Source organism: Brevibacterium sp. SMBL_HHYL_HB1 (assembly GCF_018208375.1).
Taxonomy (GTDB): Bacteria; Actinomycetota; Actinomycetes; order Actinomycetales; family Brevibacteriaceae; genus Brevibacterium; species Brevibacterium intestinavium.
Map to the genome: position 1 here is coordinate 3249283 of NZ_CP062936.1, position 25538 is coordinate 3274820.

General features: G+C 63.7%; 21 protein-coding genes. 6 read left to right on the forward strand and 15 right to left on the reverse strand.

What is annotated here, in order from left to right; genetic code table 11:
* The first annotated feature begins 15 nt into the window (after positions 1–15).
* A complete protein-coding gene (locus IG171_RS14925) occupies positions 16–819 on the forward strand; it encodes a DeoR/GlpR family DNA-binding transcription regulator (protein WP_212128157.1) in 804 nt (267 codons plus the stop codon).
* Positions 820–843: 24 nt separating this feature from the next.
* Here the strand turns inward: IG171_RS14925 and IG171_RS14930 are convergent, their stop codons facing one another.
* Complete coding sequence (locus IG171_RS14930) at positions 844–2013, reverse strand: sialidase family protein (protein ID WP_212128158.1); 1170 nt, start codon at positions 2011–2013, stop codon at positions 844–846.
* 110 nt (positions 2014–2123) lie between these two features.
* Positions 2124–3452 carry an Nramp family divalent metal transporter gene (locus tag IG171_RS14935; protein ID WP_212128159.1) on the reverse strand — a complete coding sequence of 443 codons (1329 nt, stop codon included), beginning with the start codon at positions 3450–3452 and terminating at the stop codon, positions 2124–2126.
* Between the two features lie 328 nt (positions 3453–3780).
* Here IG171_RS14935 and IG171_RS14940 point away from each other — a divergent pair, with 328 nt between their 5' ends.
* Both IG171_RS14940 and IG171_RS14945 read left to right on the forward strand, forming a co-directional pair.
* Positions 3781–4509 carry a sulfite exporter TauE/SafE family protein gene (locus tag IG171_RS14940; protein WP_212128160.1) on the forward strand — a complete coding sequence of 243 codons (729 nt, stop codon included), beginning with the start codon at positions 3781–3783 and terminating at the stop codon, positions 4507–4509.
* A 518-nt stretch (positions 4510–5027) separates the two neighbouring features.
* Positions 5028–6494 (forward strand): lipase family protein, encoded by a 1467-nt coding sequence (locus tag IG171_RS14945; RefSeq protein ID WP_212128161.1) that lies wholly within the window; start codon positions 5028–5030, stop codon positions 6492–6494.
* Positions 6495–6653: 159 nt separating this feature from the next.
* Here IG171_RS14945 and IG171_RS14950 read toward each other — a convergent pair whose 3' ends face one another.
* The 8 genes from IG171_RS14950 to IG171_RS14985 form a co-directional block, all read right to left on the reverse strand.
* Positions 6654–7904, reverse strand: coding sequence for an amidase (locus IG171_RS14950; protein ID WP_212128162.1), 1251 nt, complete (start codon positions 7902–7904; stop codon positions 6654–6656).
* Positions 7904–8290 carry a hypothetical protein gene (locus tag IG171_RS14955; RefSeq protein ID WP_249203730.1) on the reverse strand — a complete coding sequence of 129 codons (387 nt, stop codon included), beginning with the start codon at positions 8288–8290 and terminating at the stop codon, positions 7904–7906. Before IG171_RS14955 ends, IG171_RS14950 begins: the two co-directional genes overlap by 1 nt.
* Before the next feature lie 231 nt (positions 8291–8521).
* On the reverse strand, positions 8522–9946 hold the full coding sequence (locus IG171_RS14960; RefSeq protein ID WP_135542801.1) for an IS1380 family transposase: 1425 nt from the start codon (positions 9944–9946) through the stop codon (positions 8522–8524).
* Positions 9947–10046: 100 nt separating this feature from the next.
* Entirely contained in the window at positions 10047–11051 is a 1005-nt protein-coding gene (locus tag IG171_RS14965) for an MFS transporter (protein ID WP_249203731.1), read from the reverse strand.
* Between the two features lie 7 nt (positions 11052–11058).
* On the reverse strand, positions 11059–12561 hold the full coding sequence (locus IG171_RS14970) for an amidase (protein ID WP_212128164.1): 1503 nt from the start codon (positions 12559–12561) through the stop codon (positions 11059–11061).
* A gap of 50 nt (positions 12562–12611) precedes the next feature.
* The gene (locus tag IG171_RS14975) at positions 12612–13931 is read right to left on the reverse strand and encodes a M20 family metallo-hydrolase (RefSeq protein ID WP_212128165.1); all 1320 of its coding nucleotides are present in this window, start codon (positions 13929–13931) and stop codon (positions 12612–12614) included.
* 50 nt (positions 13932–13981) lie between these two features.
* A complete protein-coding gene (locus IG171_RS14980; RefSeq protein ID WP_249203732.1) occupies positions 13982–15283 on the reverse strand; it encodes an MFS transporter in 1302 nt (433 codons plus the stop codon).
* A gap of 207 nt (positions 15284–15490) precedes the next feature.
* Positions 15491–16405 (reverse strand): LysR family transcriptional regulator, encoded by a 915-nt coding sequence (locus IG171_RS14985; RefSeq protein ID WP_212128166.1) that lies wholly within the window; start codon positions 16403–16405, stop codon positions 15491–15493.
* Positions 16406–16567: 162 nt separating this feature from the next.
* On the opposite strand from IG171_RS14985, the gene lgt reads away from it, so the two are divergent.
* On the forward strand, positions 16568–17452 hold the full coding sequence (gene lgt / locus IG171_RS14990; protein WP_212131723.1) for a prolipoprotein diacylglyceryl transferase: 885 nt from the start codon (positions 16568–16570) through the stop codon (positions 17450–17452).
* A 121-nt stretch (positions 17453–17573) separates the two neighbouring features.
* Here the strand turns inward: lgt and IG171_RS14995 are convergent, their stop codons facing one another.
* The 4 genes from IG171_RS14995 to IG171_RS15010 form a co-directional block, all read right to left on the reverse strand.
* Entirely contained in the window at positions 17574–19268 is a 1695-nt protein-coding gene (locus IG171_RS14995) for a nucleobase:cation symporter-2 family protein (RefSeq protein ID WP_212128167.1), read from the reverse strand.
* A gap of 207 nt (positions 19269–19475) precedes the next feature.
* Positions 19476–20669 (reverse strand): aminotransferase class I/II-fold pyridoxal phosphate-dependent enzyme, encoded by a 1194-nt coding sequence (locus tag IG171_RS15000; protein WP_212128168.1) that lies wholly within the window; start codon positions 20667–20669, stop codon positions 19476–19478.
* Positions 20670–20804: 135 nt separating this feature from the next.
* On the reverse strand, positions 20805–21362 hold the full coding sequence (locus IG171_RS15005) for a hypothetical protein (RefSeq protein WP_212128169.1): 558 nt from the start codon (positions 21360–21362) through the stop codon (positions 20805–20807).
* Between the two features lie 62 nt (positions 21363–21424).
* On the reverse strand, positions 21425–22216 hold the full coding sequence (locus tag IG171_RS15010) for an SDR family oxidoreductase (protein WP_212128170.1): 792 nt from the start codon (positions 22214–22216) through the stop codon (positions 21425–21427).
* Positions 22217–22382: 166 nt separating this feature from the next.
* On the opposite strand from IG171_RS15010, the gene IG171_RS19140 reads away from it, so the two are divergent.
* Together IG171_RS19140 and IG171_RS19145 are read left to right on the forward strand one after the other, a co-directional pair.
* Positions 22383–23066, forward strand: coding sequence for an FAD-dependent oxidoreductase (locus tag IG171_RS19140; protein ID WP_249203733.1), 684 nt, complete (start codon positions 22383–22385; stop codon positions 23064–23066).
* Entirely contained in the window at positions 23053–23838 is a 786-nt protein-coding gene (locus tag IG171_RS19145) for an FAD-dependent oxidoreductase (protein ID WP_249203734.1), read from the forward strand. Before IG171_RS19140 ends, IG171_RS19145 begins: the two co-directional genes overlap by 14 nt.
* Before the next feature lie 199 nt (positions 23839–24037).
* On the opposite strand, the gene IG171_RS15020 is transcribed toward IG171_RS19145, so the two are convergent.
* Positions 24038–25462 carry a sodium:solute symporter family protein gene (locus IG171_RS15020; RefSeq protein WP_212128171.1) on the reverse strand — a complete coding sequence of 475 codons (1425 nt, stop codon included), beginning with the start codon at positions 25460–25462 and terminating at the stop codon, positions 24038–24040.
* Positions 25463–25538 lie beyond the last annotated feature (76 nt).

A 25538-nucleotide genomic window follows, 5' to 3' on the forward strand; every position in this document is an offset into this window, starting at 1 on the left:
TCCATCAGGAGAGAGATGAACGCAGGCGAACGTCGCGAGGAGATCCTTCAGCTGGTCAGGACTCAGGGCGAGATGAGCGTCGAAAGGCTGTCCGAACTGCTGGGGGTCACCGCGTCGACGATTCGTCGGGATCTGGCCAAGCTGACCGACTCCGGTGAATTGGCACGGACGTACGGCGGTGTCATCGCCGTTCCCAAGGATTCCGAGACCACTCTGGCCGAACGATCGCACGAAGCCCCCGAGATCAAACGCGCCATCGGCGCCTGGTGTGCTCGTCAGGTCCCCGCCGGCTCGCATGTGCTGCTCGATGCCGGCTCGACCACCGCACAGGTCGCGCGGGCACTGCGCGAAACCGCCCCACTGTCCGTCGTCTCCTCCGGACTGACCTCGCTGCAGCAGATGGCCGATCTCGACGAAGTGGAGTTCACTCTTCTCGGCGGACGGTACAGACCGCTGAGCCAGGGATTCATCGGCCCGATCACCGAGGCGGGGCTGGAGAAGTTCACGTTCGACTTCGCGTTCCTCGGCGCCGATGCGGTCACCGCCGAGGACGGCGTGTGCGAGGCACTGCCGGAGCAGGTCCGGCTCAAAGAGCTGATGAGCCGTCGAGCGACACACGTCTATGTCCTCGCCCACGCCGCAAAGCTGGGTCAGAGACCCTTCCACGCCTGGGCGGATCTCGGCAGTGGTTGGACTCTTGTCACCGACGATTCCGCCGAGCAGGCACAGACCAAGCCCTTCTCCGACCGTGGTATCAACGTGGTCCAGGTCGACTCACTGGGCAATGCCCCGGAACCGATCGCACCCCGGGGACACTGATCTTCCGAACCACTGACTGAGGCGTCAGCCCCAGAGTTTGCAGTCGGTGTGAACCTGGTCCTCGACCCCGGAGATCCATGCCTCCTCGAAGACGATATGGCGGATGGCGCGTCGTGAGCTGTAGGCGTAGACAACGTGGATGAGTCCATCTGCGTCGACGATGCCGTGGGGGTACTCCTGCCGACGGTTGCTGCGCAGATTGCCCTCACCGCAGAACCCGTCCCCAGGCTCGATCACTCGCCGGACCGGCCAAGTGCGTCCCTCGTCGTTCGACACGGCGATGACGAGCCGCATCCGCTCGTACGGCCAGATCACCTCGCCGGGCCCCTGTACGACTTGGTGTTCGTTCGATACGAGAGCAAGCATGCCCGAGGGCAGACGGAAGGCACTGAGCCCAGCATTGTTGTTCGGCACCTCGGTGGCTTCGGGCACCGACCAGGTCTCTCCACCGTCCTCGGACCTGCTGAGATAGACCCAGTCGGCGAAACGTGAGCGGAAGAGGCTGACCAGGCGGCCGGGGTCGAGCTCGACGATGTTCGGGTGAACCCGTCCCGCCGCGGACGGAAATTCAATCTGCCGCCAGGTGGCTCCTCGGTCTTCGGAGATCTGCACGACAGGCTGGTCCGAGCCGTTCTTCGAATCGTCGTCGAAGCACAGCCACTGCGTGTGGGTCCATTTTCCGTCGCTGAGGACCTGGATGGGTTGGCGGCAGAAGGTTCCCTCGCGGTCGAAGAGCATCTCCGGCTCCGACCAGCTGACCCCACCGTCCGTGGACCGGATCACCTTGACCACCGACGTGTGCTGAAGGTTGAAGGTCTCATGCACACCGGACTGGCGCGACAGCTGGGACGTGTAGACGAGCCAGACCGAACCGTCGAAGGCTTCGAAGAGCCCCGGGTTCTGGTCAGACCTGATCTCATCATTCGTGACACTCTCCGAGGTCGACCACGTTCCGGTGTTCGCGTCGAATCGAGAGACGAGGATATCGATATCCCGATTGCCTTCATCGCTGCCACCGAACCAGGCGGTCAGCAGGCCGCCGTCGCCCAATGACAGTATCGAGGGAGCATGGTTCGATCGCCGGTCCGTCGGAATCACTGCGGCAGCAGCCCCCAGATCTTCGAAGAAGCGGAGTCGACCATCCGCAGGCGGAGCAGGAATGTGCTCGAGCGAGGGCTGGGACAGCAGGTTCATGGTTTTCTCCTTCACCGGTGAGCATGGGATCAAGGGACGGCACTGAGGTCAGCCTCGGCGGGACATTCCGTCTCGCTGCCCGGCAGCAGCGCTTCGCCGAGCGCATCAGCTCAGCCGAATGCTGTTTGGAACATTGAGGGAATCTGCATCGCGATCTGCACTCCGACGACGATGGCGATGACTCCGAGCACGACGAGCAGAACCGTCTGCCATTTCCGGTTCACTGCATAAGTGTGCATGTGCTTCTTCCGCGAGGTCAGCAGCAGAATGCAGACAACGATGATCGGCAGGCTGAGCACGGTCGAGATCGCGGTGCCGACAATATTGAGCGAAACGAGATCGGGTGCGCCCGGAATCGTCGAAGCCAGCGGCAGGATGATGAAGACGATCGCCTGGATCCACCGGAATGCGGGGTTCTTCTCATCGCGGCCGAGGAATTTCCGCATTGTCGGCACCGAGTGATTGATGCCGTTGATAGCCAGTTGCGCGAATCCGCGCGACTGCGGCGGGAAGCTCGTCATCGCAGCGAAGAATATGCACATCCACAGCAGCGAGGGCCCGATCGGACCGACCGCGACAGACAGCATATGGGACAGATCGAACTCATCCGCGATGGAGAAGCCGGGGTGCGCGGAGCTGAACTCGGCTGCGACGACCCAGAACAGCAAGTTAATGATGAGCAGCGGAGCCATTCCTGCGATGAGATCGAACTGCTGGATCTTCCGGTACTTCGGGCCGACCCATCCCTTGTCGCGCATGAAGCCCGAATAGAGGAGATTGGGCATGTTTCCGGCGATCGTGCCGATCGTCGCCGAGGCGATGACGATGGGAGCGAACGCTGAGGTGTTCTGTTCCTCAGGGATCTCAAAAGCCATACCTTGGACGAAGCCGGCGATGTCGAAGGTCCCGATCTTGATGAGCGCGTAGACGAAGGCGATGATCATCGCGACCGAAGCGAAACGCGCGAAGTACTCGAGCACAACGAACTGCTTCCGCAGCATGACGAGTGACAGCGTCAGCGCCACGATAGCGATCGCGCAGATGAAGCGCCCCCAGGCACCTCCCCACTGTCCTCCGGTGAGTTCGTGCAACCCGACGGCCGCCGCGAGGAGGAAGGTTGCCTGGGTGATGAATCCGGCAACGAGGACGACTGCGGCCATGACGCCTGGCAGGACCGGTGACAGGCGAGCGAAGCCGTCGAGTATCTGCGAGTCGCCGTGCCTGTTCATCAGCGTGTACTTCGCAATCGAGGAGATGATGAACGTTCTGGCCACGAGCGAGAGGATCAGAGTCCACAGAAGCGCGTAACCGTACGAGGCGCCGGACACAGAGGAGCTGACGAGGTCGCCGGTGCCCAGGAACGACATGGCCAACACGAGCCCGGGCCCGACCGAGGTCACCAGTCCCAGGCCTCGTGGCAGGGGGTTCTGATCGGGCATCGAAGATGCAGAGTCCCTTTTCACGCTATGGACGTCGGCGGCCATGGCTGCACTCCCGTGTGTAGGTGATTGTCTGAAACACGATTGCCCGACGAGAGCTGCAGCAACGAAGCCACACCAGCGCGTGCGCAATCTACGTAAACACTAGCCCATCCATGCGTGTTCTGCGCAAGTATTTTCTCGAGATGATGCTTTTTCGTGCATTCTGCGCATATGATGGCAGTTCACATTGCGCAATTCGCGGAGCGCGACTCGATGAGCCGCCGCCGCACAGCCAAGCAACAGCCAAGCACACAGTTCCCCACAGACCCCGCAGCAGAGGAGCCCGATGGAGACCGTTCAGTTTCTCATCATTGGGATCGTCGTATTGGCGTCGGCCTGCCTTCAAGGATCCATCGGCTTCGGGCTCGGAATGATCACCGCACCGGTCCTCGCTCTTCTGCGTCCCGACCTGTTGCCGACGGCCCTGCTGTTCCTGGCCGTACTGACCTCGCTGACTGCCTTCGTGCGCGAACGACAGGACGTGGACTGGAAGCTCGTCGGGTGGGGAGCCCTCGGGCGAGTACCCGGAATCGCCATCGGAACCGCAGCCGTAGTGCTGCTGCCGAGTGCAGGACTGTCTTTGATGCTCGCAATCACGGTCATCGGCGGCGCAGCCTTCAGCCTGGTGGGCTGGTCGCCTCGCGCCACGAACCGCAACATGTTCTTCGCCTCGTCGGTATCGGGGATCTTCGGAACCGCGACGAGCATCGGCGGACCACCGATCAGTCTGGTCCTCCGCACACTCGACCCTTCGTCGATGCGCTCGACGATGAGCGCATATTTCACCCTCGGAAGCCTCCTCTCCCTGACCGGCCTCGCGATCGGCGGCGAAGTGACGAGCACCCACATCATCGCGGCGGCGGCTCTGCTGCCTTTCATGATCATCGGCCTGTGGATGTCGAACTTCGTCATCCGCCGTGCCGACAGCCGACTCCTCTATCGCCTTGCAGTCGCAGCTTCACTCTTCGGCGCACTGCTCGTCATCGCCGAAGTGCTTCGCTCGCAACTCGCGTGAAGCCGCCCTCGTCCGCATACCCGACCGTGCGCTGACGGTCGCGGCGCAGGATTTCGCGGGAAATTATTGTTGGCTTTTCGCGCAGAAACCAACAATAGTTTCCCGCAAAATCCTCAGTTACCCGCGCCTGACACCCAGTACGGCTTGATCTGCTTCCACTGCCCCCATTGCCTCGAAGAAAGACAGGCGCTTCGAACCAAGCCAGGTAACAGCTCAGCAAGACAGCCACCGGCTCAATAAGTTCGCCATCGGCGCTCTGGAGCGGTTTCCGTCGAGGAAATCGGTCCAGAGCGCCGATACTCATTGCGCCACTACGGAGGGACCGCGATGTTACCAATCAGTTCTACTATCGAGTAGGCTCTGTGATGCCCGTCACCACACGGGCACTGCACCACGGGTGACCTCGATGACGACATCCCCGTCAACGCGGTCCGCGACACCACCGCTGTCAGCGCGCTCTCAACGCCGAGACCCACGACCTCATCGCAGAGATCCACGACAGAACAGGACATTCGCCTATGCGCACATCCACAGACACGCCCACGAGCCGAAGCACCCGTCCCTTCCGGCCCCGCCTCGCCCCGGCCGGTGCCCTCGGCGCCGCCACACTGACCTCCCTGGCACTCGTCCTCGGCCCGACAGCGACCCCGGCTCAGGCGACCGATCTCGTGCCACAGACAGAAACCGAGGCCGAAGACCTCGTCGAAGACCGACAGGCTGAGGACTCCAGCTCGCTGAATCGGAGCAATGTGCCCGAGGGCATCAGCGCCGAAGAAGCGCAGACCGCCGTCGACAAGTCCGATGAGATCACCACCGCCGACATCGAATACGCCGCGGCCCTGGAGGACCTGCCTTCGAACGATGTCCCCGAGGACTTCTACCAAACTCCGGACCAGCTGCCGGATGAGGACGGCGCAGTGGTCAAGCAGTCGCCGTCGACGTTCTACCTCGACCCGGTCAAACTCATCGAGCACAACGCGAAGACTACGGCGTTCATGTACAAGACCACCGACGAGCAGGGCAATGCACGTGCCGCCACTGCCACCCTGCTCACACCCGAAGGCGCCTCCGGGACCGCGAAGGACGCGGTCGTCCTCTCACCGGGGACCCAGGGCACTGCCGACAAGTGCGCTCCCAGCCGTCAGATGAGCATGGGCACCGAGTACGAAGGCATCTCCGTCAGCTCCGCTCTGGCGGCGAAGCACCCGGTGGTCGTCGTCGACTATATGGGCCTCGGCACCGAAGGCACCCACCACTACCTCAATCGCGTCGAAGAGGGACGCTCCGTGCTCGACGCGGCCAAGGCCGTCAAGAACGTCGAGGGAAGCGACATCGACGATGACACGAAGCTCCAGCTGCGTGGCTATTCGCAGGGCGGCCAAGCCACCGCCTCGGCCATGGAGCTCGCCGAGGAATGGGCGCCGGAGCTCAACATCGCCTCCGCCTCGGCGGGAGCCGTGCCCGCGGATCTCTACGACACCGTCTCCAAGCTCTCGAGCGTGTACACGGCCTTCCTGCTGTACGGCATCGACGCCTTCGCGCAGCAGAGCGGCATTGAGCTCTCCGACCACCTCAACGAGAAAGGGCTCGACGCTGTCAAGAGCGCTTCGAACCAGTGCACGATCGAGGCCCTTGTGGACCACGCCTTCACAGACACGACGACCCTGACGAAGGACGGCAGCTCGTTCCAAGACCTCGTCGACGAAGAGTTCCGGCCGATCATCGACAAGCAGCTGCTGGGCAAGTCCTCGATCCCCGACGTCCCCGTCCTCGTCAACCACAGCCGACTCGATGACGTCGTCCCGTTCGAACAGGGCAGGGACCTGGCCTCGACGTGGTGCGCGGCCGGCAATCGTGTGGCCTTCGAGGACAATCTCGGCCCCACACACGTCGGCGGTTACGTCGTCTCGCTGCCCCGGGTCGAAGCCTTCACCGATCGCACCTTCGCCGGCAAGGCTCCGCTCGACAGCTGCTGGCGGCTCTGAGCTCAGCGGAGCTCGACCAGAGCGGTTCGTCCGGGCAGTGCTGCGTCACCGCTCAGACGGTGTGCGGTATCGCTGCACGCCCGGGGCCCGCTACGGTAGCAAGGATCACCAGGTTCGGGGCCGCCGAGCCCCACTCAGCCGCACAGTGGCGAGTATGCCTCATTTCCTACAGAGTTGCGCGGCGAAAGAGAGCAGTGCGCGATCGCTACCTGGAGGACCGACCAACTGCACTGACTCCGGCAGCTCCTGCGATTCGATGCCGCCCGCTACAGGAATAGTCAACGCAGGCCAACCAAGCACGTTGAACGGCATCGAATAATACATGAATTTCGCGGCCGAATCGGTCACGATGTCCTCCCACCGGATGACGGGGCCGTCAATGGCTGGAGTCAGCAAGAAGTCAGCGCTGTCGAAGACCTTCACCGCCCGTGTCCGCAGGCGGGCCAAGGCGTCCAGATTCTCCCGGTATTCCTCCCCGGTGAGATTCTGTCCGAAAAGAATCTTCGCCCGTACACCTGGTTGGTAATCATCGGTGCCGCCGGCGATCAGCTCACGATGGATTTCAAATGCCTCGTAGCGGCGGACGAAATCGTAGATCGGCGCGCATTCGTCGACGAGTTCGAGCAGGGCAGGCCCATTCGTCGAGGTGACCGCAAGATTCGGGACCGCGGCTACCCGGTCCGTCACTTGGTCCTGCACGTCTCTATCCGCAGACGCGCCGAGAAGACTGAGGTCGATGGTCTTTCCGCTCTCGGCGGCACCTCCTATATGTTCTGTTTGCGACTCGGTTCCCGCGATCACATCGAAGGCGACGGATAGGAGGCCGAGATCGGCGGCAAATAAACCGACGGTGTCAAAAGCTGGAGAAAGGGGAAACACTCCTTCCACTGGCACGGCGCCGAAACTGGGTTTGAAACCGAGGACCCCCTGGCAAGCGGCCGGTACACGAACAGATCCGGCAGTGTCCGTACCGAGGGCCAAAGGCACCGCGTCGGCGGCCACCATCGCTGCCGATCCCGAACTCGACCCGGCAGTGCACAGATCTGGATCGATCGGATTGATCACGCGCCCGAAAGCGGATTCATCACCGAGGATTCCGTACGAGTATTCCTGGCAGTTCGTCTTCGCCACCGGAATCGCCCCGGCGTCTTCTAACCTAGACACAACCAGTGCCGAGGTGGTCACCGCAGAATCGCTGCGAACAGCCGAACCCATCGTCGTGGGGTATCCGGCAAGATCGATGACATCCTTAACTGCGAACGGCATTCCTTCGAGTTGGCGCCTCGGCTCTCCTCCCGCCAGCCGCTCGGCAGACTGTCGTGCCAATTCCTTGGCTCGCCCGTCGGTCACTGCTGTAACAGCGTTGAAGCGCGTTCCTGCGCTCTCCACTTCGGCGATGATCTCTTCCATCACTTGCCTACCCCTGCATTGTGGAAACTGTTCGAGTTCTTATCGTCAAAGAAGACGAAGACACCTGCCAACAGATTAGCCGCGACGAGATAGAGCGCGACGGGCACCCACGACTGGTAAGTCGTGTAAAGCAGGACGGAGATCATCGGTGCCGGGCCCGAGGAAATGAGCCCGCCTACCTGGTAGGAGATCGAGGCGCCGGTATAGCGCACCTGAGGGTCGAAGAGTCCTGAGATGAAGCCCGAGGAGGTCGCGTAGACGACTGAGTGGGCAACCGGGAAGGCGATGATCATCGCGAGCACCGCGCCGAGGAAGGTGCCGGTGTTAATCGCCCAGAAGATCGGCAAAGCCGCCAGCGCAGTAACGAGACTGCCGATCAGCATCATAGTGCGCTTTCCGTGACGGTCCGCGAAGATTGCGACCAAAGGGATGGCGATAACGTCTAAACCTTGATCCACCGATCGGTATGGGAGCCGTGGTGTGAATCCGGTTCCCGCAAAATGTCGACAAATGGGCAGGGAACATCGTCCCGGTCTCTCACCAGTCTGATTCCACTTTTCAGTTCCCGTAGGCCTCCTCCCCGGGCCCCGGTCTTCACGCCCGCTCGGGCTGATCGGTCATGTCAACGCACGTTGGGGAGGGCTCAACGCGGCCTGCCACAAACGAGCGAATTCCTCGGCCCATGGCCAGTCTCTGGGCAGATTCAGGATCAATCTCCTCGCTCGGTGGGCAATCCGGGCCGGGACGAGGATGATACGCGTCCTCAGTGTTTGTGCACGCGCCTTGCTCATTCGGCCACCCATGAGCCCAGCAGCTGCCCGCAGTAGGTTATGAGTCATCGCCGCGATCGTCACCCACGCTGCGTTGGCATCGAAGGCCCCTGAGGGCATATGCGCCAGTGCACCGTTTTTCAATTCCGCATTGATCTGCTCGATGATTGCGTGCTTCCGGTGGATCTGGTCCGCCAGAACAGTGTCGAAGCGCTCCTGATCGAGGGTGGTGAAGAAGGCGTGGTATCGGTACAAGTCGAATAACGGGTCCTGCCCGGCAGACCGCTTCTTCTCGTTGAGCTCGGGGACTCGTCGCACGATCAACCGGCCTGGCACCTGCAGAGCCTTCTTCTTCGACGTGAACGCGGTAAAGGCGACTTCAGCGACTTCAGCCTTGCTGATCCACGTTTTGGTCTCTTCGTCGAAGATCGCTTCCGGGTACTGGATGCCGGTCCACGCATCATCGTCGATGGTGGAGATCGCTGTTTTGACCTTCTTGTCCATACGCACCGTCACCGACACCTCGGCCCCAGCACCGCGGGCGGCTTTGGTCATTGTCGACGAGTAGTAGGCGGAATCAGCACGCACCAGCACCGGGGCCTGACCGGAATTGATGCGTCGAGTGGTGGCCAGGGCGTCAGAGACGAACTTGTCGGCACCCCGAGCTGATGAGGTAGAGCCCTTCCGGAGACGCTGACCGACGATGACCTGACTGGAGGTGCTTGTCGATGCAGTCGCCAAGAGCGCGTTGAGTCCCCGACTGCCTTGATACCCGAATCCGGCTCCTTGTTTCCTTGCGGAATGGACGTCGATGACGGTGTCGTCGACGTCAACGAAGACCATTGACGACTGCGGTGTTGTCGGACTGGTGGCCAGCAGGCGTATGTGCTGGTCGAAGCCGGTCAGAAGACGGGCGCTGATGGCATCGAGCTGTCTGACGTGGCCGAAGGAGAACGAGCGCAGAAACGATCCCAAAGTCGATGGGGCGTAGACACGGTCGAAGAGTCTGTTCATGCCGCCGTGGCGCAGGATGTTCATATCATCGATCGAATCGGCGCCGGCGGCCATGCCCGCGATCAGGGTGGACAGTTTCGCGCCCGGGTTCGCGCCCTTATCGGCTCCGGTCGTCGTCACGGTCAAACGCTGCTCGGCGAGGTCGAGCAGGCCTGCCTGGTGGGCCAGACGCATGATCGGGACCAGGCCGGTAGGACTGACGAGGTTCGTGTCGTTGAAGGAGTAGGACGCTGCCGTGGGTGTGTGATTGAATAGCACCTGAGAGGTGCCCCTTTCTTGAACGGGAATGTTGACGTTAGACATCATCATTTTCCCAGTTCAGGAGGGGCATTTCCATTTCACACGCGGCTTTGAACAGCTACCCGCATCGGTGGATCAAGGCTAAAGCCGCGCCGATAGCAATGGCCAGCAGCACCTGACCACGGTCGAGGCTGGTGGCAGCGGGGGCGTAGGAGAGCAGATATACACTGGCAATGTAGAACAGCGTGTTCGAACCGACGAGACAGAAGATGCCGATGAGCAGCGACTTCTTCGAGGTGCGCAACATCTCGAAAGCCGGAAGGCTCGCGACTCTTTCCTTCTCCTTCACCTCGGCAAGTTCGGGCGATTCAGTCAGTCGCAGACGAATGAACAAGCCTATGAGCACGAGGACTGCGGAGATGAGGAAAGGAATCCGCCAACCCCAGGACATGAACTGGTCATTCGGCATGAGCTGAACGAGGAAGAACACGAGGCTCGAGAGCACCGATCCGGCAGGCACACCGGATTGTGGCCAGCTGCCGTAGAACGCTTTCTTATGCGGAGGAGCATGTTCGACGGCCATGAGCACGGCACCGCCCCACTCACCGCCGACGCCAAAGCCCTGCGCCACACGCAATAATACGAGCAAGATAGGTGCGGCCACGCCGATAGTGTCGTAACCAGGCAGGAGGCCGATCGCGAAGGTGGCCACACCCATCATGAGCAGGGACAGCACGAGCATCGACTTGCGACTGAGCTTGTCACCGAAGTGACCGAAGATCAGTCCGCCGAGGGGACGGGCAACGAAGGCGACAGCGAAGGTACTCAGGGAAGCCAACTGACCGGCCAGCGGGTCGAGGGAGGGGAAGAACTGCTCGTTGAGCACGAGTACGGCAGCAGTGCCGAAGAGAAAGTAGTCGTACCATTCGACCGTGGTACCGATGAAACTGGCAAAAGCGACCTTTGCAGGATTGGTGCTCGCTCCGTCCTTCCTGGCGGGGTTTCCGCCGGAGCTGCCAGTAGGATTGCCACCCGAACCGTGCGGACTCGTGGCGTATGGATCAGACATCATTGTGAGTCCTTCTGCCTCTCGTACTTCGGAACGATCGTGCCCCAGACACATTCATTGCCTACATCGGCGCGAGCCTCTGCCATGGCTGCAGCTGCTCGATCGCGGCCGCGACCTCGAAGGCACTGCGGTCATCAAAGGGGTGCCCGATGACCTGCACGCCGGCGGGGATCCCGCAGTCGGCGAGCCCTGAGGGCACGTTGACGATCGGCACCCGGTTGCAGATGTTGAACGGCATCGTCATATGCGCCTGCCAGTAGTGGTCGAGTCGCAGCCCTCCCACATCGCCGTCCGAACCGTCCCTGCCGATTCCGCCTGCGTCGATCGTGATCCCATCGAGGTAGCTGGCGTCAGCCTCCAGCCCCGCCACCGCCGAGGTGGGGGCCAGCAGAACGTCGAACCCGTCCATCGCGGCCGCGAGCTCCGCCTGGATCTGTGCCTCCATGGCGAGTCCGTCATAGAGGGAACGGCGGCCGGCGACCGCCTCGGCTTCGTCCATGAACTGCAGCGTGTAGTCGGCCAGGGTGTCCTCGTGGCCGCCGGTGGCCTCCCGCATCGCCGGGGCCAGCAGGTGGCCGAAGTGGGTGAACGCGGTCTCGAAGATCCGCTCGGCCGTCCACGGCAGTTCGATCTCCTCGACGATCGCGCCGGCGGATTCGAGCGCCGAGGCGACCGTGCGGGTATTGGCGAGGATGTCCTCCCCGACCGGGAAGTCCCCCAACCGCAGGCACAGCCCCACCCGACGTCCGCGAAGCCGGTCGGCCGCCTCGGTCGAGGTGGGGTCGAACCCGTCGAGGAAACCAGTCGAGTTGATGGTGGCGTGATCGCTCGGGTGGAGCCCGACCATGACCCCGGCGAGCAGGGCGGCATCGGCGACGGTCCTGGCCATCGGCCCGTCCCCGCGGTACCAGTCCGCGGCCAACGGCTGCGCCCCGGGGACCCGGCCGTACGGCGCCTTGAACCCGACGGTTCCGGTGAAGGCGGCCGGCAGCCTCGTCGAACCGGCGATGTCCGAGGCCGTGGCCAGGGGCGCGAACCCGGCGGCGAGCGCGGCGGCCGACCCTCCCGACGATCCGCCCGGGGAGAGTTCGAGATTCCAGGGATTGCGGGTCACGCCCCACATCGGCGAGTGCGTGATGGTTGCGCAGCTGAATTCCGGCGAGGTGGCCCTGGCGTGCACGAACCCGCCGGCCTCGCGGATGCGGGCGATGATCGCCGCGTCCGAGCCGGCCATGGTCTCGCGTTCGTGGATGAGCCCCTGGGTGAGGCTGCGCCCGGCGATCGCGTGCTTCTCCTTGGCGATCACGGGCAGGCCGAGCAGCGGCCTGGTCACGGCCGCCTCGGCGAGGTCGTCGACGGCGGCGCTGGCATAGAAGCGCTCGGCCTCCCCCGCCGAGGTGACCGCCTCCTCGACGACCTCGGTGACGGCGTTGATGCGCTCGTCCTCGGCGGTGATGCGGCCGATGAGAGCTTCGAGGTATTCGACCGGGGAGAGCTCTTTGGTGCGGAACCGCGCCAGCGCCTCGGTGGCGGACAGTGACCAGAGATCGGTGGCTGAGCTCATGGGTTTCACCTCGGTGTGAGTTCGACGGTCGAGCGCGGAAGCGGTGCCCCTCACAGGCTATCGCTCGTGCGCGCCTCGGCGACGGAGCGCCCGGCCCAGACCTCGCCGTCGCGGACCTCGCTGAGCTGGCCGCTGACGAGCTCGCCGGCCACCGAGGTGAGTACACGGACGCCGCGGAGCATGTCTTCGTCGGTGGTGAACTCGCGTTCGCAGTGGGAGACCCCGTCGACGCTGGGGACGAACATCATCACAGCGGGCACACGGTGATTGACCGCCACCGAATCATGACCGGCCATCGTTTCGAGTCGGCGGATGCTCAGCCCTTCGTTGGCCACGGCCTTCTCGGCGAGTTCGACTCCCTCGGCGGGGAAATGGCGTTTATCGCGGATGTCGAAGTCCTCGACCTCGATGGTGATGTCGTGGTCACGGGCGATCTCAGCGATCTGTCTGCGCAGCACGTCACGGGCCACTTGGACGATGGTCGGATCCGAAGAACGCAGGTCGGCGACCATGTGGACGCGGCGAGGCACGACGATCGGCGAGTTGGGTTCGACGACGTGCTGACCGACCGAGGACACGAGCGCCTCCTCGTCGAACTCATTCACCACCTCGGCAACGGCCAGGACGACCTTCGCGGCAGCGACGAGGGCATCGTGACGATCGGCCATGGCCGTGGCGCCGGTGTGGGACTGTTCCCCGAGGACGTCGATGTCGAGCTTCTGCGTATACCAGCTGGATTCGACGATGCCGATGTCGGTGGCTTCGCGTTCGAGGATGCGGCCCTGTTCGATGTGGATCTCCGCATACGTGATCGCCTCGGGCGGGGTATCGGTGCCGTCATAGCCGATCGCCTCGAGCGCCTCGGCCACGGAGGTGCCCTCGAGGTCGGTGACGGCGAGCATCTCGTCGAGGTCGAAGAGTCCGGCGTAGACGGAGCTGCCCATGATCGACGGAGCGAAGCGACCGCCCTCCTCATTGAACCAGTTGACAGCGGCGAGGTTGAAGCGAGGGATCAGTCCGGATTCGGCGACGTCTTCCTTCACACGCAGGGCGGCGAAGAGGGCGGCGATGACACCGTAGGCGCCGTCGAAGCGGCCCCCGAGCGGTTGGGAGTCGAGGTGGGAACCGATGAGGACGTAGGGGGCGCCGGGGACGAACTCGAGGCAGGCGAACATGTTCCCGATGGCGTCGACGCGGATCTCGAAGCCGTTGTCGGCCGCCCACTGCCGCATCCAATCGCGTGTCTGTTTGTCCTCAGGCGTCAGTGCCTGCCGGTCGACGCCGTTGTTCTCGGTCGCACCGATCGTGGCGACGAAGTGGAAATCGGTGAGGAAGGCGGCATCGCTCGAGGGGGATGTCTGCTGATTCATTGCGGGTCACTTTCTCTTGCTGAGTGTGGTGTCTGGGGCGGACTCGTGCGTCATCCCAACCGACCGCGGGTCTCCGGCAGGCGGGTGACGAAGATGAGGATGAGGCAGACCGCGGCACACGCGGCCATATAGAAGCCGGGCGCGGTGTTGACGCCGGTCAGCCCGACGAGCCAGGTGCCCACGAACGGTGCGGTGCCGCCGAGCACGGCATAGGAGACGTTGTAGCTGATCGCAGCCGAGGTGAACCGCGTCTTCGTCGAGAACCTCTCGCAGAAGAAGGTGTAGCAGCCTCCGCCGTAACAGCAGAGGGCGAGGACGAAGATCGTCTGCCCGAGGAACGCCAAGGGCATGTTTCCACTGGTCACGAGCCCGAATGCCGGCACCGAGGTGACCGCCAGAAGGATGGCGCCGACGATGAGCATCGGTCTGCGTCCGAACCTGTCACTGAGGTGACCGGCGATGGGCAGGAAGATCGTGTAGCTGGCCATGGCGATCGCGTTCGTCAGCAGCGACTGCTCGCGGCTGAGATCGCCGGTGGTCTGGATGTAGGTGACGAAATAGGCCGAGAGCATGTAGAAGCCAAGGGCCGTGACACCGAGGACGAAGAACACCTGGAGCATGCCGACCCAGTTCTCCCGGAAGGAGTCGCGGATCGGGCTGAATTCCTTCGGACGCTCCTCGGCGGTCTGCTTGAACAGCTCGGATTCCTCCGTGCGGGAGCGGATCCACAGTCCCACAGCCGACAGAGGAAGGGCCAGGATGAAGGGCACCCGCCAGCCCCAGGATTCGAAGGAGGCGTCGCTCATCATGGTCGACAGCAGCAGGATGAGGCCGCCGGCGAAGACCGAGGGCAGTGCGGTGGCGGCCAGTGTGATGTTGATCCACAGGCCGCGTTTGCTGACCGGGGCGTGTTCGTAGACGAAGGAGGGTCCGCCCACGGACTCGCCTCCGGCCGAGAATCCCTGCCCGAGGCGGGCGAGGATGAGCATCAGCGGAGCCAGCCAGCCGATCTGGTCGTAGCCGGGCAGAATGCCGATGAGGGCGGTGCAGATGCCGACGAGGAAGATCGTGATGGTCAGGGTCTTGCGCCGTCCGACCTTGTCTCCGAGCGCGCCGAAGAACAGACCGCCGAGCGGACGCATGACGAAGGCAACGCCGAAGGTCGCGAAGATGACAAGCAGCCCGGTGATCCGGTCGCCGTCAGGGAAGAAGTATTCGGAGAGGATGACAGCTGAGAGGCCGTAGAGAGTGAAGTCGTAGAACTCGACGAACTGGCCGATGCTGCCGCCGACGAGCACCTTCTTCTGCATGCTCGTCGATCTGCGTGTTGGTTGAACTGCTGTGGTGGACATCAAAGCTCCTTTGCTTTCACCGGCGCAGTCGCTCGTCTCGAGCCTGCACGGTCGGGTGTCTCGCCCACCATCATTGCGACACCGGAAGCATCAGTCCAACAGATAGTTTTTGACTCGAGCATTGACTGAATCGATGAGACGAGCCCGAAGCGACCGCGACGGCGGGATCCGCACACCGTCGATGAACTCGAGCCTGGCCCGGAGACGCTACCCCACCGGCCCGAGAATCTCCTTCGTCAGCTCGCAGAATGCCCGACTGCGCCTGTTCAAGCGCACATCGTCGGGCCAGATGATCGCCAGGTCGATGCTCGGGAAATCATCGAGCAGCGGCACGTCGACGGTCTTGAGCCCGATGTAGGTCCCCGACGACACGCTCTGGCTCAGCAGTGAGTAGCCGTGCCCCATCGCCACGAACGAACGCACCGTCTCGTAGCCGGAGAACGAGTGCCGGATCCGCGGGACGACACCGGCGATGCGGAAGAGTTCGTCGTAGTACTGCCGGCTGAAAGGCAGGTCGAGCTGGATGTAGTCCTCCTCCGCCAGCTCACCCAGATGAATCGGCTGCGGCTTCCCGCCTCGGCTGAGGCGGTGATCGCGCGAGACGAGCGCATGGGGCTCGACCACGTCGACAAGGAAGGTGTCGAACCGTTCGGTCACTCCCAGCGTGTAGGTCAGTGCGATATCGCAGTCGCCGGCGAGGACCGCACGTTGGAGTTCCTCAAGGTCGGCTTCGAGGTAATTGACCCGAACCCCCGGATACCGTTTTTCGAACTCATGGTGGATGAGAGGCAGTCGAGTCGGTGCGATCGGTGAGAACACGCCGACGGTGAGGGTCCCGCTCAGCGACTGCGAGAGCCCGAGGGCGGTTTCGCCGAGGGCATCGGAGGATTCGAGGAATGGGGTGACCTCGGTGAGGAAGCGCTTCCCCGCCGGTGAGAGCACGACTGAGCGGTTCTTCTGTCGGATGAACAGGTCGAGTCCGAGGGCCCGCTCGAGCTGCGCCATCGCCGTCGAGATCGCCGATTGGGTGACGTTGAGGTGCTTCGCCGCTTCCGTCATATGCTCACGCCGCGCGACCTCCTGGAAGTAGCGCAGCTGCACGAGGGTGAAATCGAGTGCCATAGTCGTCTATCCTGCCACCCGACGACCGACCTCGGACCCACCTGCGAATCCTCCGCATCGGGGATTCCCAGTCGTCGCAAATAGACTGGGCCCATGCCTGTCGTTGACATTCCCGCGGTCGACTCCGCCTCGCCCACCGCCGCGCCGTTCGATGCGACCGCCATGGTCCACGACATCTCGGCGGCGATCCCGAGCCCGAGCATCTCGAGCTTCCAACTCGGTCCGCTGACGATCCACTTCTATGCGCTGTGCATCCTCGTCGGCATCATCATCGCGATCGTGCTGACCAACCGGCGACTGACCAAGCGCGGGGTCGAGGACTGGCAGGTGCTCGACATCGCGACGCTGGCGGTGCCGATGGCGATCGTCTTCGCCCGCATCTACCACGTCATCACGCATTACACGGACTACTTCGGCCCCGGCCGCAATCCGTGGAACGTCTTCGAACCCGGGTCCGTGTGGGCGATCTGGGAGGGCGGGATCGCGATCTTCGGATCCCTCATCGGCGGCACCCTGGGCGCCTGGATCATGTGCCGCCGGCTCGGACTGAAGCTGACCACCCTGCTCGACGCTCTGGCTCCCGGCCTCATCCTCGCCCAAGCCTGCGGACGCTTCGGCAACTGGTTCAACCAGGAGCTCTTCGGCCTGCCGACCACCCTGCCCTGGGGGCTGGAGATCGACCCGGGCAATCCGGCGATCCCGCTCGGCACTCCCCCGGACACCCTGTTCCACCCGACATTCCTCTACGAGGTGATCTGGAACAGCCTCGGCGCGCTGGCCCTGCTCTACCTCTCACGCCACATCTTCTTCCAGTGGGGACGCCTGTTCGCCGTCTACCTCATGTGGTACGGCGCCGGCCGCATCGTCTGGGAGTCCATCCGCCTCGACCCGAGCTACGTCATCCTCGGCCTGCGCACGAACGTCTGGGGTGCGATCGGCGCCGTGGCGCTGGGCGTGGTGATCATGGTCGTCCAATGGAAGCGTCACCCCGAACCCGAGGAATCGCCGTTCATCGCCGGACGCGAACCCCAGCCGACCGAATCCTGAGGCCCACCCGCACCGAGGCGGCCCACCCCGCAACCCCACCGAGGCGGCTCACCCCATGATCGCCATCATCTGGAGTTCGCCGCCGCCGGTGAGAGGATCTCTGATCCGACACGGTCGGAATTCAGCTCCGTTCCGGCTCCGATCGCCTGTCTCCCTCGGAAAGGTCCGCGGTGCTCACAGGGGCTGCCTGTGAAGCATCGTCGCTGACTTCCGATGCGGAGCCCGAGGACGGGCCGTCATCAGGGATCTCCCCGTCTTCGACGACGAGCTTGATCTGGGAAGTGTGGGCGATATCGCCGTTCTCGATCGCAGTTCTTACGACGTCTTCCTTCTCATCGGGGATGACGGGGATCTCCTCTCCGTCGCAGTCGAGGAATTTGCCGTCGATGAAGCAATCGCCTTCACGAAGGTCCTTGAGATTGGTCGGGGTCAGGTACCGGAGCGGTTTCGCCGCGAACACCGAGGGATCCTTCGAATTGCCGGCAGTGAATTCGTTGAACAGCAGATTGAGCAGGACAGCCATGATCGCTGCCGAGGAGATGCCGGAGTGGAACACCACCTGGAACCAGCTCGGGAATGCATCGTAGACGTCCGGCTTCATCACCGGCAACATCGCGAAGGCGAGCGAGGAGGAGACGATGATGAGATTCATGTTGCCTTCGAAGCTCACCGTCTTCAGGCTGCGAATGCCCGATCCTGTCACGGTTCCGAAGAGGATGAAGCCGGCGCCGCCGAGCACAGGCATCGGCACAGCGGCGACGACCTCGCCGAGGAATGGGATGAGTCCGAGTGCGACGAGGATGACGCCGCCGGCTGAGACGACGAATCGGGACGTGATCCCCGACAGCGCGACCAGTCCGACGTTCTGCGCGAATGCGGACTGAGTGAACGAGCCGAAGAACGGGGCGATGGTCGACGACAGCATGTCAGCTCGCAGGCCGTTGGCCACTCGCTTCGAGTTCACGGGAGATCCGACGATCTCACCGACGGCGATGATGTCGGCTGCGGTTTCGGTCTTGATGACGAGGATGACGATGAGCATCGACAGGATCGATGCGATGTCGAACGTCGGCACCCCGAACGGCAGAATCGCCGGCAGAGCCACCGGGGCCGCGGACCCGATGTCGGAGAAGTCGGCCTTGCCCATGAACGCTCCGATCGCGGTGCCGAGGACGAGACCGATGAGGATGGACAGGCGTGAGATCGTTGCGGATCCGACCTTGCTGAGCAGAAGGATGATGCCGAAGGTGATGAAGGCCAAGAGGATGTTGCTGATCGAGCCGTAGCCGGCGGCTTCTTCATCCCCGCCCATCGCCCAATCAGCTGCTGTGGGGATGAGGGTGAGGCCGATGGAGGTGATCACCACGCCCGTGACCACCGGTGGGAAGAACCGGATGATCTTGGCGAAGAAGGGCGCGATGATGAAGCCGATGATGCTGGCGACGATGATCGAGCCGAAGATCGAGTTGACCGTTCCGCCGCCCTGCAGGATGGCCAGCATGGTGGCCACACCGGCGAATGACACGCCCTGGATGAGCGGAAGCTTCGAACCGATGAAGCCGAAGCCGATGCTCTGGATGAGGGTGGCGAGGCCGCCGACGAACAGGCTCGCTGTCACCATCTGTCCGCTTTCGGCGGGTGAGAGGCCCGCCGCACCGCCGATGATGATGGGCACGGCGATGATCCCGCCGTACATGGTGAGCACGTGCTGCAAGCCGTAGGCGAACTGCTGCGGCAGCGGCAACCAGGCGTCCTCGGGCCGGTCGGAATCCGGTGGAAGCGAGGTGAGGCGGCGCTTCGTGGGCTTCTGTGTCATCGCTTGAACTCTCCATGAGGGTCTCTCAGCAAGGGGTTCAGACGCTCCGACGTCACTGGGGCTTCGTGCCGAACCTCTTGTATTCCGTATCGTGGATCACATTTTCCAAAAATGTAATACCGATCACCTTCTGCCCTTTTCCCGTCCAAGTCAAATCTGACTCTTCGGTAACATGACCGTCGACCCACCCTCGCCGAGGCGGCCCCCTCAGGCCTCGATCCACTCCCGCAGCCTGTCGAGGCCGGTGGTGATCGCGGATTCGTCGATGCCCGAATACGCCAGCCGGATATAGGACCGGTCCTCGCCCGGCTGCGGTGTTCCGAAGTGCTCACGGGTGCAGAAGGACACTCCTGTGGCGTGCAGCGCCTCGGTGGAGAAGTCCGCCAGGCTCGTGATCCCCTTGGCCGCCATCGCCTCGGTGACATCGGGGAAGACGTAGAACGTCGACCCCGGGGTCGACACGCTCATCCCGGGGATCTCGTTGATCAGACGGCAGGTGGCATCGCGACGTTTGCGCAGCACCTCGAGCATCTGCCCCACGGGCGTCTGCGGTCCGCGCAGGGCCGCGATCCCCGCCCACTGCACATAGTGGTTGGTGCAGGATTCGTCGTTGGTGTTCATCGTCGAGATCGCCTCGGCGACGGCCTTCGGAGCCACCGCACAGCCGAGGCGGGACCCGGTCATCGCGTACTTCTTCGAGAACGTGTAGAGGATGACGGTGCGATCGCGCATTCCCGGCAGCGCGGCGATGGACTGCGAGCGCCCCTTGTAGCGCATCTCGAAATACGCTTCGTCGGAGAGCACCCACAGGTCGAATTCCTCGGCGATGGCGGCGATGGCGGCACGCTCGGCCGGGGTGGATTCGGCCGAGATCGGGTTCTGCAGGTCGTTGTAGATGATCGCCGTCGTGTTCTCGTCGATCGAGGCGCGCAGGTGATCGAGATCGATGGCGAAGCCGTTCTCGGTCGGCACGTACCGGTACGGCAGTGCGGTGCCGCCGAGGTATTCGATCTGGGACTCATAGATCGGGAACCCGGGGTTGGGGTAGAGTACGCCCTCGCCGGGGTCCATCACGGCTTGGAGGAATTTCGTGATCACGGGTTTGCCTCCCGTGGTCACGACCACCTCGGCGGGATCGATCGTCATGCCGCGCCGGGCGCCGATGTCATCGGCCAGGGCCTCGCGCAGTTCGGGGATGCCGGGCCCGGGGCAGTACCCGGTCCGGCCGTCGCGGATGGCCTGTTCCATCGCCTCGACGATGTGGTCGGCCATGGGGAAGTTGAGATCGCCGAGGTGGAACGGGAAGACCTCGTTGCCCCGTGCCTTCCACTCGGCGGCGGCCTGGGCCACGCGGAACGCGGTCTCGGTCCCGAGGCTCTCCAGGCGGCGAGCAGTCTTCATTGTCGGCTCCTTCATCTAGGCGGTCGCGCAGCCGGTGACCGGCCGGGATCGTCACGGTTCACTCACGATAGAACACCCGGACCAGCTATGTCAGCGGCTCCGGCGCCGGTGCGCGAACTGCGCTGTCCGCCCGCCTCAGCCGGCGGACAGAGCACCGCGACCGGCCAGCAGGCACCACAGTCCGATGGCCAGCAGCACCGGGGCACCGAGGATGCCGCACCAGAAGCTCGGCGCGGCGAGTTCGCGGGGCAGGAAGAAGGCCAGGACCGCGATGATCGTGATCAGCGCTCCCGCGAGATGGAGGACCGGCTGGGCGAAGACCGCGGCGAGCGCGAAGAAGTGGATGCCGACGATCGCGAGGATGAGCGGGGCGACCACCTCGGGGTGGCCGGACCGGAGGGCGAGGAAGCTGAGCACGGCGGCCGCGATGATCTCCGCCCAGACCACGACGATGTAGATCGTGAAGGCGGTCGTGCCCGTGGCGATCGCACTCGGTTCGGACCAGCTGCCGATGGCCAGGAAGATGCTCGGCACCGCCAGGGCCAGGCCGGCGGCCGAGAGTCCGCCGAGGACGATGCGGAAGACGGCTCGATCGAGCGGGGCCTCCTGCGCCCATCCTGACCAGATGAACGCGGCGAGGCCGAACACCGCGCCGATCATCACCAGATCGCGCGGGAAGGACGGGTCGATCATCGCTGATCCCTTTCACCCAAGGCCGACTGTCCTTCGAGTCTAGCCCGGTTCCGGCCGCGGGCTCAGTCGCTGCCCCAGATGTCATCGCCGCGGCTGAGGGCGTCGAAGCCGCCGTCGACGAAGATGATCTGTCCGGTCATCCGTGAGTTCGCGGCGGAGACGAGGAAGGCGTGCACCGCCGCGATGTCCTCGGCATCGGCGGGGCCGTTGAAGGGTGCGGGCATGGCCGTTGCGGCCTGCCGGCGTCCTTCCTCGGTGGAGAAGAGCTCCTTCGTCATCGCCGTGCGCACCTGACCGGGTCCGACGCCGTTGATGCCGATGCCCAGTCCGGCGTAGTCATCGGTGGGCGCGACTCGGCGGATCCACCGCGAGATCGCCCGCTTCGAGCTCGAGTAGTTCGCATAGCCGGCTGCCGGTCCCTGCTCGGCCAGTTCGGCCCCGCGGGCCAGCGCCGCCTCGGCGTCTCCGGCCAGCAGGAGGTCGACGAGCTCCTCATCATTGCCCTGCAGTGTGGCCGCCGAGGTGGTCACACTGATCCGCGGGGCGCCGGATTCGACGAGCAGCGGGCGCAGGGCCTCGATGAGCCGGACCGTGCCGATGTAGTTGATCTTCGGCGACAGCGGGCTCGGGGCCGAGACTCCGGCGTTGGCCACGAGTCCGTCGACGCAGCCGTCGCTGATCTCGGCGATCTTCTGTGCGACCTGTGCGATCGAATCCTGATCGCCCAGATCGCCGGTGACGTCTCCCTGTTCGAGGTCGACGCGGATGACGGTGTCCCCCTGACGTTCGAGGACGGCGGCGGTCGCCTCCCCGATTCCCGATGCTGCTCCGGTGACGACGATGGTCCGTGCCACGATGCCTCCCTGACTTATCCCGCGTTCGCGTTGTCTCTCGGGCGCCTCTCGCCCACTGCCCAGTCTACGGACGGTGCGGCTTCCGACCATTTACTTCGCATCGGCAGTGAGATAGAACAGTTTCCGTGACGTGCCGTTCGCGCGCCTCGATCTCAGGAGTTCATCCATGTCCTACTTCAACGGTGAAGCCTCACACTGGCTGACAGCCTCGCCGGCCGAGCCCCTCACCCCTTCCCCACTGCCGGCCGAGAAGCAGGATCTCGTCATCGTCGGCGGCGGACTGACCGGCCTGTGGTCGGCCTACTGCGCCCGCCGGGCGCACCCGGACTGGGAGATCACGATCGTCGAGGCCGAGCACATCGGCTACGGCGCCTCGGGCCGCAACGGCGGCTGGCTGTCGACCCTGCTGCCGGGCAACCGAGCCAAGTACGCCGAGGCGGTCGATCGTGCCCGCCGGTCCGACCCGACCGGGCCGGTCGGGTCGGCGGGCCTCGACGGAGTGGCGAGCGTGCGGGCCTTCCAGTCCGCGCTGTTCGATTCGATCGACGAGGTCCTCGAGGTGTGTGCGGCCGAGGGCATCGACGCCCATCAGGTGCGCGGCGGCCATATCGACATCGCCCAGTCGGAGGCCGGGATGTCGCGCCTGCGCGAGCTCTTCGAGGGCAATGCGCAGTTCGGCTACGGCCCCGAGGACATGCAGTTCCTCGACGCAGCAGAGACCCGGTCGCGCATCAACGTCGATCGGGCGCAGGGCAGCATCTACTTCCCCGGCACCGCCGCGCTCGACCCGGCCCTGCTCACTCGTGGCCTGGCCAGAGTGCTGCGCGATCAGGGGGGTGAGAATCTGTGAGGACACCTCGGCGGGTCATGTCGGCACCGGCGTCGTGTCGACGAACCGTGGGCCGGTGAACGGGGAGACGATCTTCGTCTGCCTCGAGGGCTATTCGGACACCGTCAGCGGGAACCTGCCCGGGCTCGAGGGGCGGCAGGTGATTCCGGTCTTCTCCTCGATGATCGCGACCGAACCGCTGTCGGCTCAAGCCTGGGAGGACATCGGGTGGGCCGGCCGCGAATGCCTCGGCGACACCGCCCACACCTTCATCTACGCCCAGCGCACCGCCGATGACCGCATCGCGCTCGGCGGGCGCGGGGCACCGTATGCGTATAGGTCCGGTCTGCCCGGTGACGGCGAGGTCCCCGCCGAGGTGGTCGAGCAGTTGGCCGGGCGGCTGTCCTCGCTCTTCCCCGATCTCGATTTCGACATCGCCCACGCGTGGCGCGGGGCGCTCGGGGTGACGCGGGACTGGTGCGCCGGGATCTTCTTCGACCCCGTGCAGCGGATCGGGGTCGCCCGCGGCTATGCCGGGCACGGAGTCACGGCCACGCATCTGGCTGCGAAGACCCTGCTCGACCGGGCCTCGGGGGCATCGACTCCGCTGACCGGGCTGCCGTGGAACGATCATGTCTCCGGGCAGTGGGAGCCCGAGCCGATCAGGTGGCTGGGCATCCGGTCGATGTACCGGATCTTCGGCCTCGCCGACGACTGGGAGCGCCTCACCGGCGCGAAGCGGACGAGTCTGCTCGCCCGGTTCGGTTCGCGGTTGGCCGGATTGCACGAGTAGGCCTGCGGGCCCCTTCCGCGCCACCCAGAGCTCCCCAAGAGAGTCTCACGAAGAGGAATCCATATTCTCTTTACTGGGTCTTCCAACTCGGACACACCGGCCAAGTTGTCAGCAGCGGACCTCTCTACTGGAAGCTATTTCGTCGTCTGTACTGGCCTTTCACAGTTGATGAGTATCAGGCAGGACTCTCGACAAGGTCTCAGTTCCCGGAAGCAGACGTCGTCGGCACCTGCGGCGTCCTTCCGGAACGACGCTGGGTCAGGAGACTGACGACGACAAGCACAACCACCGCCGCCGGCAGCGCAGGAATGACGGAGTTGATCGCCTCCGCGCGTCCGGTAGCCTCCCAAACGATCGTCACTGCACCACCAGCGATCATAGATGCCAGCGCTCCCGCAGCGGTCACGCGTTTCCAGAACAGCGCGGCGAGCACAGCCGGCGTAATTGCAGCGCCGTACATCGTGTACGCATACATCTGCAATGCGAGCACGGACTCAAAGAACTGAACCATGACGAAACCCAGGACGGCAATACCGAGAACGGCGAGCCTACCTACCAACACACCCTGCTTCGAGTCCCCTCGCTCCTTGTTCTTCAGAAACACGAGGTCATAGACGACGTTGCCGGAACATGTGAGAAGGTACGAAGATCCTGTGGTCACAATAAGCGCAAGAGCAGCAACAAGAAGGACTGCACCGATGCCGGCCGGCGTAAAGTCTCCTTCCGCGAGTGCGAGCACGGCCATATCCGGATTGACATCGGGCATAAGAATTGACGAGCTGGAGGCCAACAGAATGATCGGAGCGACGATCAGCCCGGCTCCGACGAAGAAGAGTATCGTCGCATTCCGCGCCACTTTCGGGGAGCGAGCTGCAGCCAGCCGCTGATGCATATTCTGGTCGCCGAGGATGAGGAGGAACAACGGGAGGAAGTACCCGAGGATCTGCCAGGGAGTGAGAACACCAGTGAACGTCTTGAACGCTGGATCCAACCGTTCGACATAGGACCCGACACCGCCGAAATCGCTGACGAAGACCCAGATGAGAGTGCCAAGCAGAGAGACGACGATGAGCAGCGCTGAGAGGAAGTCTGTCCACGCTACGGATTTCAGTCCTCCCGACAGCGACAGGAAAGTGATGAGCACGGTGGCTACGATGGTCGCCTGCGTCGCGCTCAGCGGTGTAATGAGAGTGAGGATGTAGCCGGCACCGGTGAACTGATATGCCGTGATGCCGATAAAGGCAACGAGAACGATGATCGTGCCGGCGACACGCACCGGACGGCCGAAGTTCGACTCAAACAGCTCAGGAACAGTGCGGAAGCCGTTCTCCCGCACCTTAGGCGCAATGAAATAGAGCACGATGATGCCGCAGAAGGTGCCGCCGAAGAAAAGCATCCCGGCCAGCGGCCCATTACTGAAGATGAAGTTCGCCCCGCCGATGATCGAGCCGGACCCGACGAACGTCGCCAGCAACGTCCCGGCCAATACCCAAGTCGGCAATGACTTACCAGCCAGAACGAAATCTTCGCCGTCCTTCATGGCCGATGCACGACCGAACCAAGCGGCAATGGCCAGCATGATCGCCACATAAGCAATGAGAACGAAGACGAATGTAAGGTTCATGAGTATCCCTTGTGTCGTGGAGCACAGGTGCGCTGAGTCGATTCTCAACGATGGGTACTCACGAATGCAACATATT

Excerpts from the sequence above, each read along its gene's own strand:
- IG171_RS15000 (WP_212128168.1), bottom strand. The coding sequence starts at position 20,669 with ATGAAGACTGCTCGCCGCCTGGAGAGCCTCGGGACCGAGACCGCGTTC.
- IG171_RS14985 (WP_212128166.1), bottom strand. The coding sequence starts at position 16,405 with ATGGCACTCGATTTCACCCTCGTGCAGCTGCGCTACTTCCAGGAGGTC.
- IG171_RS14930 (WP_212128158.1), bottom strand. The coding sequence starts at position 2,013 with ATGAACCTGCTGTCCCAGCCCTCGCTCGAGCACATTCCTGCTCCGCCT.
- IG171_RS19140 (WP_249203733.1), top strand. The coding sequence starts at position 22,383 with ATGTCCTACTTCAACGGTGAAGCCTCACACTGGCTGACAGCCTCGCCG.
- IG171_RS14975 (WP_212128165.1), bottom strand. The coding sequence starts at position 13,931 with ATGAATCAGCAGACATCCCCCTCGAGCGATGCCGCCTTCCTCACCGAT.
- IG171_RS15020 (WP_212128171.1), bottom strand. The coding sequence starts at position 25,462 with ATGAACCTTACATTCGTCTTCGTTCTCATTGCTTATGTGGCGATCATG.
- IG171_RS14955 (WP_249203730.1), bottom strand. The coding sequence starts at position 8,290 with ATGATGCTGATCGGCAGTCTCGTTACTGCGCTGGCGGCTTTGCCGATC.
- IG171_RS15005 (WP_212128169.1), bottom strand. The coding sequence starts at position 21,362 with ATGATCGACCCGTCCTTCCCGCGCGATCTGGTGATGATCGGCGCGGTG.
- lgt (WP_212131723.1), top strand. The coding sequence starts at position 16,568 with ATGGTCCACGACATCTCGGCGGCGATCCCGAGCCCGAGCATCTCGAGC.
- IG171_RS14950 (WP_212128162.1), bottom strand. The coding sequence starts at position 7,904 with ATGGAAGAGATCATCGCCGAAGTGGAGAGCGCAGGAACGCGCTTCAAC.
- IG171_RS14925 (WP_212128157.1), top strand. The coding sequence starts at position 16 with ATGAACGCAGGCGAACGTCGCGAGGAGATCCTTCAGCTGGTCAGGACT.
- IG171_RS14940 (WP_212128160.1), top strand. The coding sequence starts at position 3,781 with ATGGAGACCGTTCAGTTTCTCATCATTGGGATCGTCGTATTGGCGTCG.
- IG171_RS14965 (WP_249203731.1), bottom strand. The coding sequence starts at position 11,051 with ATGTGTCTGGGGCACGATCGTTCCGAAGTACGAGAGGCAGAAGGACTC.
- IG171_RS14935 (WP_212128159.1), bottom strand. The coding sequence starts at position 3,452 with ATGCCCGATCAGAACCCCCTGCCACGAGGCCTGGGACTGGTGACCTCG.
- IG171_RS14970 (WP_212128164.1), bottom strand. The coding sequence starts at position 12,561 with ATGAGCTCAGCCACCGATCTCTGGTCACTGTCCGCCACCGAGGCGCTG.
- IG171_RS14995 (WP_212128167.1), bottom strand. The coding sequence starts at position 19,268 with ATGACACAGAAGCCCACGAAGCGCCGCCTCACCTCGCTTCCACCGGAT.
- IG171_RS14980 (WP_249203732.1), bottom strand. The coding sequence starts at position 15,283 with ATGTCCACCACAGCAGTTCAACCAACACGCAGATCGACGAGCATGCAG.
- IG171_RS14945 (WP_212128161.1), top strand. The coding sequence starts at position 5,028 with ATGCGCACATCCACAGACACGCCCACGAGCCGAAGCACCCGTCCCTTC.